Here is a 9675-nt window from a genome sequence, read left to right on the forward strand (position 1 = left end):
CGTGAGCCCCCGTTATGCTCTTATTATTTGTGCTCTTGCTGCTCCAGTTAACTTATTCTGATAATGAAATGGAGTTGTTTACGCTAAAACCTGGTACGTTGGTTGTGGCATCTAGTTTATTGTCCATGGCTCCCGCGGACAGCCGCGGGAAGTAGGCAGCGAATTTTTCTCGAGTTTAACGCCTATGCCTAGTGATGAGCGAGGTGTATTAGTGCGTAATAAAGAAGCAATCGCCTTTTATCAAATTACAAAGGGTACAATTTTATACGGAACAAGTTCACAATATTTATGCCAATATTGACCGTACTTATCCGAGCAACGACGGTCATCGCGAAATGCTCGGTCTACAAGCAAAATAGTTAAAAAACAAAGATAGAAGTAAGGTGAGAAATTTTCAAATAATGCAGGCACTGACCAAAAAAACGTACCTGCCAGTTCGGGAACATAATGAAAATGTCGGGCAACACCCCACCAGCCTGAGGCAAGTAAAATCGTTTGTTTTTTATCACCTTCAGTCGTTTGATATTGAGCGAAGACGGTAACGGGCTTTTTACCCCAGATTTTACACTCACCATCGGTGGCTCTTGTCATGAGTCTTTGGCGATCAGCAAAATAATTAATAAGAATACTCGCTGCACCTAAAACTAAAATGCTAGTTGCTAACCAGAAACTTAAATGGATGGGGTGCAGAACAAGGTACATGCTAGGTGAGGTATAAATGCAAGGAACCCAAACGAGACAACCCCAACAAATGTAAAAACCAGCACGGTCATGCATAATATCCAGTGAGCGTAGGTACCCTTTTTCCCAGAGGTAAAATTTGCTTAAATATAGAAATTGTAAGGCCACGGAAATGAGCATGGAGTTAGCAAGATCCCCTAATTCAGCTTGTTTGGCACAATAAGAAATCAGAAATAATCCCCAACTCATCATGCCAAAACGGCAAGTAATAAACTTTTTAATGCTCCAGCCGAAAATATGGGGATAAAGCTCTGTGCCCCAGTAGTAGTCGAAGATAATGTTATTGGTAATTCCTGAATCAGTCGATGAGGGAAAGTAACGACCTTTGATGTACAATAACGCGCAAAATATCAAACTAAATACGTTCAGTGCGCCTAAAATAGCTCCCAAATTGTCATAAAGAATGGACGCTGGAAATAAATGTAAACCAAAGCTGGCAACGCAAAAGGTAGTCATGGTGGTGATGAATGCTAAAGGCCCATTTTCTTTATAGATAGGAACATTGCCTTTCGGTGTAACTGGCCCAGTAAATTCTTTTCCTGGTAGTAAACGCATTAATGCCAGTTCGAAAATAATAAAGGCGAAAATAACTTTCCAGGCAAGAGCCGAGCCCCAAAAATAGGGTTGCCATATTTTATAAGTTGTTTCAAAAAGACCTTGTTGGACGATTAAATCCCATAGCGTGGATAATGAGCCTTTGAGCTCTGTATTGGTATACCACATCAACATGACGAAGATAGGACATGAAAGAATAAGCAGTAACGGTCCTAGGGTGTTCCTAATCTTAAAATACATAATGTGTTTCCCTACATTGTTAAAAGAGGAATACAGCGTATCATAATAAAATAGTTTTCTGCATAGTTTAGGAGAGGAATTGATGAACAAATTTTGGCGTAATGTACCAATGGTTATGATGATGCTTGTTTGCATAACAGTTTATGCTCAGGCTCCATGCGTCAATAATAAAGGGGAGGATTTTAATGTGATTGCCTGGACTTATGAGGCCATGTATGTCACTTATAATATTAATTTCACCACGAAAAAAGATGAGTATGCAAAGGACGCATTACAGTATTACTCGCCAAATGCTTGGAGCAAGCAGTACCAGCTATTAGAACAACAACGCGTTTTTGCATCCATCCAAAGTAAAAAGGGTATTTTATTAATGGGATTACCAGTACAACCGGTCATAACGTATAAGGCTAATAATGAATGGAAAGTACTGGTTAAATTTGACACCAAAATATTGACTGCTTCTTCAACGGATGCTTTACAACCGTTAAAGGGCGTTATGCTTACTGTGAAAAGATCTGGTGATTGTTTCGTTATTGATGATTTTGTAGATGTGTAATGAAATAAAGAAAATAAAATCCTGGGGTGCAGTGCAGCGAAGCTCGGGGATTCGCTGCTTAAATGCTATCCTTTAAAAGGATAAAAAAACGTTGCTTCATGTTTGTTATAAAACAGGTTGGTAATATATGAATTGGGTATCGCCTGAAATTGCTTCAACGTAGCCAGATTTGTTTCACCTTGTAGTTTGATGGTAAATATCATTTGCTTGGCTTTTCCAGAAGCTATCCATTTCATAATGAGCGCATAAGCGCGTTCCGGGTAACAGGCTACATCGGATAAGACCCACTCATAAGTTTGTTCTAAAGTCGCAGGTTCAATGGCAAATGCACTTTGTTGGATGCTGTTCACACCCGGAAGTTTGGCAATGTTCGGATCTATGGGCGCTTTATCCACGGCAGTAACGTGTGCACCCAATGAATGCATCACATAGGTCCAACCTCCGGGGGAGGCACCTAAATCTAAAGCTAAATCACCTGATTGGGGGGAGCGGCCTAACAAAGTTAGTGCTTCCCACAATTTTAAATAAGCACGATTTGGTGGATTGATTTTATCTTCAATAAAATAACAGATTCCTTGAGGCCATTTTCGCAAGCGTTTTGCACTAAAAACCAGCGTATTTTGATCTAATAAGCTAAAAGCACCAATATCAGGGATTTCCTCGGTAATAGGAAAATGGCGCATAAGCGATGAATACTGCCGCAATTGCTCTTCAATTAAACGTGAGCGTCGCACGTGAGAAATTGGATGTAAATACCAGAATTTCCCAGCTCGACGCAGAATTTTGACTGCTTCTGAAATCGATTGAAAAGTGACTACTTGCGGTTCTAGCCAAATATCTTGCGCAAAGCATACATTGGGGTTTTTATGGGGGGAAAAAACTAAATCTTCAACAACATGTGAAACTTCACTTAATTCTTCAGTGAGTTCTGCGTGAAATTCAGGTTTTACAACATAAATCGCAGCGAGTTCTTTTTCCATGCGCTAAGCCTAAAATGGGTTTTAAAAAATTGCTAATAGGATATCATTGTGTTAATCGTTAATACATCAATTCTATTGGTGTATTGCTGTTTACAGGTTATTTTTCAAGGAGGATTTTAGTGAAAAAGAGTGTATGCCTTACGGTTTTATCTTTCGTAGCAGCTACCGCGACAGCAAGTTCGGTTGTTACGTTGGGTGGAGGCGGTGATGTGGCGCCGGCGATGAGCTTAAATGTTTCTCTAAATGGCCTGGTACCTTCGGTGACTTATAGTGTGGTTTGCTATATTGATACGAGTTATCCATTTCAGTATGTCCTCCTTGGTAGCTCCTTTAGTGACAGCACCAGCACAATCATTTCTTACAGTCTAAATGGCAATTATGTCACACAAGATCAGCTGATTCCTGGACATAATATCGTTGTTATTAACGGTAAATTTACTAATCCAACTACGGGTTATATTGTATTTACTAATCTGGATCAGGCGCATTCATTTAATGTGAATAACTGTTTTGGGATACCTATTCAAGTGACTTCTGGGGGCGTATAAATTTTGTTTTTAAAGGGAGTTTTTATGAACAGTAGATGGATAATTATGTGGGTATCGATAATTCTTGCCCAGGTTGTCGTTGCAGCTAATGCCCCGATACAACGCATTGATGTCGCTAATATGTTAGTCTCAGGAGGCTCAGTAACGGCTGTGGTCGTTTCTTTTAGCAATGGTGTGCCGACACCATGTTTCACCAAAACACTAGCATATTTGGAGGAGATTACGGTATGGGCGGGTACTGGGCAGGTTTGCATAACCCCGATTAGCAGCGTTACGATTACTCCTGTGGCAGGAAGCGGAGGGGCGATGTACGATACACCTGCTGTTCCGATTTCAGTTAGTAACACGCTTTATTCTACTCAGATTAAAATTAGTGAAAATACCCCCCCAATATTTGATTCCAATAATGGTTCTTTACTCATGGCGGGAACACTGCAGGCAGTTGTTTTTAATAATTTGCGTTAATATTAAGTGAGCGGTAATTAAACAAATAATGGCTACACTTACTTATAGGGACTAGGGGCTGTGTTGGCCAAGACAGTAGAAATGTCGACAGATCTTATTATTTTAAGGGAATAAATCATGGCTGTGACTACAGGATTATCTGGTAACGAAATATATTGCCTGCAACTGAAAAATTATGAACCTGGCAATATTGTAGTTGGCAATAGTGTGCATTCGTTGGGCATTATTGGAAGTGTTGGCTCAGGCCTTAAAGCGATGTTAGGAGGTGAATTGCAACAGGTTACCTCGCTCATCGAAGAAGGAAGGGAAACGGCTTATAAACGCATGTTGCAAGAAGCACAAACTAGTAATGCTACCGGAATTACAGGAGTTACCAGTCAGCTTATCTTTCATGGTTCTAATGTGGAGTTTTTATCTATAGGTTCGATGGTTCATGCCATTAATGATGCAGATAAGTCCAAGTTTTCAACCTCCGCCGATGGTCAGGAATTATACGCCCAGTTGGATGCGGGTTATAAGCCCATTTGTTTTGCTTTTGGTAACGTTGCCTATTCGATGGGGGTAGGGCGTGGTCTTTTAGGAAAAGTAAAAACATTAGGCCGTGGTGAAATCAAAGAATATTCTGATATTTTTAATAAAACCAGACACTTAGCTTTAAATCGTATTATTGCCCATGCAGAACAATATAAGGCCAATGCCGTGCTCGGCATTAGAACTACGGTTTTGCCTTTTGGTGGTGTTAATGAAATGCTAATGATTGGTACGGCCTCTTACAATGCACAATTGTTAACAGATGCAAATAATCGCATTGTAACCAGTGATATGACTAATATCGAAATGTGGAACATGGCAAGCATTGGTTATGCACCTATGAAACTTTTATTAGGAACATCCGTTTATTCTTTAGGCGTTGTAGGGGGAATTACTTCCACACTGAAATCTTTTTTCAGAGGTGAAATTAATGAACTCACACGGATGATCTATGCCGCGCGTGAAAATGCTTTAGCAATAATTAATAACGAAGCAAAAGCCATAGGAGCAGATGACGTCGTCGGAGTGAAAACCTATGTGTATCAATTAGGTAATGGCTTAATCGAATTTTTAGCAATAGGCACTGCGGTTAAAAAAACCGCGCGGATTAAAACGGAATCAGAACAATTACCACCGCAAGCAATTGTTGTCGATAAAGATACATTTTATGACTCAAACGACGGAGCTATTAATGTAAATATCAATAGTGGTGCAAAACCGGTAAATAAGGGATCGTTTTTCATCCCCATAATCATTATTATTTTTTTTGTTGTGCAATTGTTAATGTCGATTCTTAAATAATTTAGAGAATCAGGTGGATCTAAAGGGAGATATTTGATGCAAGTAAAAGCAGCTGTAGCCCATGCAGCAGGAAAACCATTAACCATTGAAATGGTGGATTTGGAAGGACCACAACCAGGAGAAGTCTTGGTTGAAATTAAAGCAACTGGTGTTTGTCATACGGATGCATTTACTTTATCAGGTGCTGATCCAGAAGGGATCTTCCCCGCAATTTTAGGACATGAAGGCGCAGGTATTGTGATTGAAGTAGGTGCTGGAGTCACTTCATTAAAACCAGGCGACCATGTTATTCCTTTATATACCCCCGAATGCCGACAATGCGAATACTGTCTTTCGCAAAAAACAAACTTATGCCAGGCTATCCGTGGTACACAAGGGCAGGGTTTGATGCCTGATGGGACAAGTCGCTTTAGCCTGCATGGACAAAAATTATTTCATTACATGGGCACGTCAACCTTTGCTAATTACACCGTATTACCCGACATTGCATTGGCAAAAATCCGTGATGATGCACCTTTTGAGAAGGTTTGTTATATAGGCTGTGGCGTTACAACGGGTTTAGGAGCGGTAATTTATACCGCAAAAGTAACACCAGGCGCTAAGGTGGTGGTTTTTGGTTTGGGGGGCATTGGACTTAATGTAATTCAAGGCGCGCGCATGGTTGGCGCAGAACAAATTATTGGCGTTGATATTAATCCGGCTCGTCAGGCCTTAGCAAAAAAAATGGGAATGACTGATTTTGTGAATTCCAAAGAATTGGGCAAAGATTTGGTTGCTCATTTGGTTGAGTTAACCAAAGGTGGGGCAGATTATAGTTTTGAATGTGTGGGTAATGTAACTTTGATGCGTCAGGCTCTAGAGTGTTGCCATAAAGGTTGGGGTGTTTCTACTATTATTGGTGTTGCAGGAGCTGGACAAGAAATTTCGACCAGACCGTTCCAATTAGTTACAGGCCGGGTATGGAAAGGCTCGGCTTTTGGTGGAGCACGTGGGCGTACTGATGTTCCTAAAATAGTTGATTGGTATATGGATGGTAAAATTAATATTGATGACTTAATTACCCATGTCTTACCCATAGAGCAGATTAATGACGCCTTTGATTTAATGCATCACGGGGAGTCAATTCGTACTGTAGTTACCTTTTGATCTTTAGTAGAGGAATTAAATACCATGGTGATGGAACTTATCGAAGAGCATCAATGTTTTGGTGGGGTACAACGAGTTTATGCGCATCATTCGCTGAGTACTCAGTGCACTATGCGTTTTGGTCTTTTTTTGCCGCCACAAGCCCTGCAGCAAAAAGTTCCTGTGCTTTATTGGCTTTCAGGATTGACTTGTACAGAACAGAACTTTATTACCAAGGCGGGAGCACAACGTGTTGCTGCTGAACTTGGTTTAGCATTGGTGGTTCCTGATACCAGTCCGCGTGGTATTGATTTACCTGGAGAGCATGACCATTATGATTTTGGTAGTGGTGCTGGATTTTATGTCGATGCCACGCGAAATCCATGGTCAAAATACTATCAAATGGCGACTTACATTCGTGAAGAATTACCGGCATTACTGCAACAACATTTTCCTCTTGATGAAAATGCCTGTGGTATTTTCGGGCATTCGATGGGGGGGGCATGGCGCACTAACTTTGGCTTTGAAAAATCCTACGCAATATCGTTCTGTTTCTGCCTTTTCTCCTATTTGTGCGCCGAGCCAAAGTCCTTGGGGACAAAAAATATTTACTGGTTATTTAGGCGCTGATAAGCATCTTTGGCAGGAATATGATGCCTGTGCGCTTGTTGTTGCTCGAGGTTTGCCGCATAAAAGTATATTAATTGATCAGGGAGCAGCGGATCCCTTTTTACAGGAACAGCTAAAGCCTGAATTATTCCAGGATGCATGTTTGCGAGCTAATGTCGCTCTTAGCCTACGCCTGCAACCAGCTTATGATCATAGTTATTATTTTATTGCCAGTTTTATTGAGGATCATTTACGCTTCCACGCCTCAGTCTTAGTTTCTCCACAGGCAGGCGATAAACTTAATTAATATGGAGATATTTTTATGACTGCTAATGATCCTTTGTTGCCACCTGAATCACCTTGCTTGTGTAGAACTTTACTATAAAGGAACAGCCTTAGCTGAATTTTGGTTTGATTCCTAGAGGAAAATTTGCCCGTATGAGTCGAGCAATACGGGCAAACAGTTCATGGTTAAAATTAAATCAATATTATTTCTGATAAAGTCCTACTAACTCAGCACTACCGAGAACATGTCCTGTCATTGCTTGCAATATGCTATCAGAAGTTGCTCCTTCCCCTAATGTTAATACATTATCCATGGCATAAAGTTTAAATACATAACGATGTGCCCCCAGTGGTGGGCAAGGTCCACGATAACCTAAACTCCCCCAACTATTGTTACCACTAGCAGCCCCTTCTGGAATGGGGCTTCCTGCGTCTAATTGTGTTACTTTGACTGGAATATTAAACACAATCCAGTGCGTCCATACCCCATTCGGTGCATCAGGGTCTTGCATCACTAGAGCAAAAGATTGGGTCTTTGCGGGCGCATTATGCCATTCCAATGGCGGGGAGTGATCCTCACCATTGCAGGTATATTCGGCAGGAATCATAGTATTTAATTTAAAGGCAGAGCTCTCAAGCGTTAATTTTTCTGCAGCTGCAAAAATTTTATAGTTAAAAATATAGAGTAATAAAAATATAATTAGAGATATTTTTTTCATTTGTCGTTAACTCCATTTAACTGTTTGATTTTAATTAAAAATTAAGAATAATAACTGCAATGGATGTCGGTATATGAATAAAGTGTAGCACTTAAATAATTATTAGTGCGCGTAGGACCAATTTTTTGTTTTTTTGTGCACGAATAAATTTTTTCTGATACGGATGAGGGTGGACAATATTGGTTCAATCTTTGCTATTAACGGGAAGAGCAAAGCGAAATGCAGTTCTTTTATTTGCGATTTGTTCGACCCAAATTGTCCCATCATGAGCGGCAATTATTTTTTCACATATGGCTAGGCCTAAGCCTAGGCCATGTTCCTCAAGGGCCTTTTTACCGCAGTAAAATTTCTTAAATAATTTTTTTCTTTCTTCGATGGCAATTTCCAGGCCAAAATCCTCGATACTGACAATTACGTGTTCTTCTTTTAGTTGAACAGAAAGTTGAATGTTCGATTTGGGTACGGAAAATTTAATTGCATTATCTAATAGGTGCATAAGTACTTCTTGGATGTATTTATGATCTAAAGTTATAAGTGGTAAATTGTCCGGTATACTCAATTGAATTGGCCTTTTTTCAAAGGTTTCGCTCGAGATTTTAATTGCTGCGTTAATAATCCTTTTTAAGTACGAGGGAGTTTTTTTAAGTTCAATTCCTTTTTCTATTTAATAAAATTTGGTTTTAGTAAATATATTAACCAAAACAATAGCATAGTGTTATGGCTTAATCCACTGTATGAAACCTGATATAAAATATAAACAAGCGTAATAGTAGAAGCATAGACTTTTGTTTTTTAATGAATCTCTATATAAAGGTAGTAACTATATTAAATACGCTTATTGAAATTTAGCGTATATAAATACTTAAGGATTAAGTCATGGCGGTGCAGAAAATTGATGTTTTAAAAAGATTGAGTTTATTGTTTTTGATTTTCTTTTTTCTGGTTGTTTTCCTTTTTCTTGCGATGCATTTTTTTCTCGGTACTCAAGGAACAGCGATGCGCAGTATTCCGAAGGATACGAGTGCCCATGTCCATGCTATTTCTGCAATAATTGTGAGTAAAGGATGGTTTAATAATTTCTCTTTGGTAAAAGATAGTCCAATTATTTATGCCAGTGGTATGGGACTATCTTCTGGAAGTAATCAGTCTTTGTATAAAAGTAGTGATGGTGGAAAAACATGGGTACCTATCAATACACCTTTAGTAAGCAGTATTTCTGCATTTAATGCAGAGATTGTTTATGTCGGCAGTCTTGAGTTAGGAATGGGGAAAACTTTAGATGGTGGTAAAACCTGGATTCCTAGTGGTTTGGCAAATACACAAATTATGCAAGTTAATACGGTCGATGCAAATACTGTGTATGCACTTACAACAGGTAAATATGCGGTTAATGGAGGGACTGTATCTAAAACTATGGATGGTGGAGTTCACTGGAATGAACTGTATTCTTCTCATTGGGCTAGGCCAACAACGCTTTATGCAGTGAATAAGAACACGGTATACGTAGGTCTACAGCGAGG

12 protein-coding genes are annotated in these 9675 nt (G+C 39.6%); 8 read left to right on the top strand and 4 right to left on the bottom strand.

Features of this window, described 5'->3' with window-relative positions; all coding sequences use genetic code 11:
- Positions 1-240: 240 nt before the first annotated feature.
- Positions 241-1536 carry a phosphatidylethanolamine N-methyltransferase family domain-containing protein gene (locus tag LDG_RS01490; RefSeq protein ID WP_006869319.1) on the bottom strand — a complete coding sequence of 432 codons (1296 nt, stop codon included), beginning with the start codon at positions 1534-1536 and terminating at the stop codon, positions 241-243.
- A gap of 82 nt (positions 1537-1618) precedes the next feature.
- On the opposite strand from LDG_RS01490, the gene LDG_RS01495 reads away from it, so the two are divergent.
- A complete protein-coding gene (locus tag LDG_RS01495) occupies positions 1619-2092 on the top strand; it encodes a hypothetical protein (protein ID WP_006869320.1) in 474 nt (157 codons plus the stop codon).
- A 65-nt stretch (positions 2093-2157) separates the two neighbouring features.
- On the opposite strand, the gene LDG_RS01500 is transcribed toward LDG_RS01495, so the two are convergent.
- Positions 2158-3072 carry an SAM-dependent methyltransferase gene (locus tag LDG_RS01500; protein ID WP_006869321.1) on the bottom strand — a complete coding sequence of 305 codons (915 nt, stop codon included), beginning with the start codon at positions 3070-3072 and terminating at the stop codon, positions 2158-2160.
- A 119-nt stretch (positions 3073-3191) separates the two neighbouring features.
- On the opposite strand from LDG_RS01500, the gene LDG_RS01505 reads away from it, so the two are divergent.
- The 6 genes from LDG_RS01505 (at position 3192) to LDG_RS20800 (ending at position 7458) form a co-directional block, all read left to right on the top strand.
- Positions 3192-3620 (top strand): hypothetical protein, encoded by a 429-nt coding sequence (locus LDG_RS01505; RefSeq protein WP_006869322.1) that lies wholly within the window; start codon positions 3192-3194, stop codon positions 3618-3620.
- A gap of 24 nt (positions 3621-3644) precedes the next feature.
- Positions 3645-4085 (top strand): hypothetical protein, encoded by a 441-nt coding sequence (locus LDG_RS01510; RefSeq protein WP_148263479.1) that lies wholly within the window; start codon positions 3645-3647, stop codon positions 4083-4085.
- A gap of 117 nt (positions 4086-4202) precedes the next feature.
- Positions 4203-5417 carry a heavy metal-binding domain-containing protein gene (locus LDG_RS01515; RefSeq protein WP_006869325.1) on the top strand — a complete coding sequence of 405 codons (1215 nt, stop codon included), beginning with the start codon at positions 4203-4205 and terminating at the stop codon, positions 5415-5417.
- A gap of 36 nt (positions 5418-5453) precedes the next feature.
- Positions 5454-6563, top strand: a complete 1110-nt coding sequence (locus tag LDG_RS01520) for an S-(hydroxymethyl)glutathione dehydrogenase/class III alcohol dehydrogenase (RefSeq protein WP_006869326.1) — start codon at positions 5454-5456, stop codon at positions 6561-6563.
- A gap of 24 nt (positions 6564-6587) precedes the next feature.
- Positions 6588-7172 carry an alpha/beta hydrolase-fold protein gene (locus LDG_RS20795; RefSeq protein ID WP_006869327.1) on the top strand — a complete coding sequence of 195 codons (585 nt, stop codon included), beginning with the start codon at positions 6588-6590 and terminating at the stop codon, positions 7170-7172.
- Positions 7066-7458 carry an alpha/beta hydrolase-fold protein gene (locus LDG_RS20800; protein ID WP_456085359.1) on the top strand — a complete coding sequence of 131 codons (393 nt, stop codon included), beginning with the start codon at positions 7066-7068 and terminating at the stop codon, positions 7456-7458. The genes LDG_RS20795 and LDG_RS20800 overlap by 107 nt, the downstream gene beginning before the upstream one ends.
- Before the next feature lie 181 nt (positions 7459-7639).
- Here LDG_RS20800 and LDG_RS01530 read toward each other — a convergent pair whose 3' ends face one another.
- Together LDG_RS01530 and LDG_RS01535 are read right to left on the bottom strand one after the other, a co-directional pair.
- Positions 7640-8155 carry a YbhB/YbcL family Raf kinase inhibitor-like protein gene (locus LDG_RS01530; protein ID WP_006869329.1) on the bottom strand — a complete coding sequence of 172 codons (516 nt, stop codon included), beginning with the start codon at positions 8153-8155 and terminating at the stop codon, positions 7640-7642.
- Between the two features lie 184 nt (positions 8156-8339).
- The gene (locus LDG_RS01535; protein ID WP_267878833.1) at positions 8340-8714 is read right to left on the bottom strand and encodes a sensor histidine kinase; all 375 of its coding nucleotides are present in this window, start codon (positions 8712-8714) and stop codon (positions 8340-8342) included.
- A gap of 317 nt (positions 8715-9031) precedes the next feature.
- Between LDG_RS01535 and LDG_RS01540 the strand changes: the two genes are divergently transcribed.
- On the top strand, positions 9032-9675 hold a 644-nt coding region (locus LDG_RS01540; RefSeq protein ID WP_199484634.1), incomplete at its 3' end, for a WD40/YVTN/BNR-like repeat-containing protein.

Source organism: Legionella drancourtii LLAP12 (assembly GCF_000162755.2).
In the GTDB taxonomy this organism is placed as follows: Bacteria; Pseudomonadota; Gammaproteobacteria; order Legionellales; family Legionellaceae; genus Legionella; species Legionella drancourtii.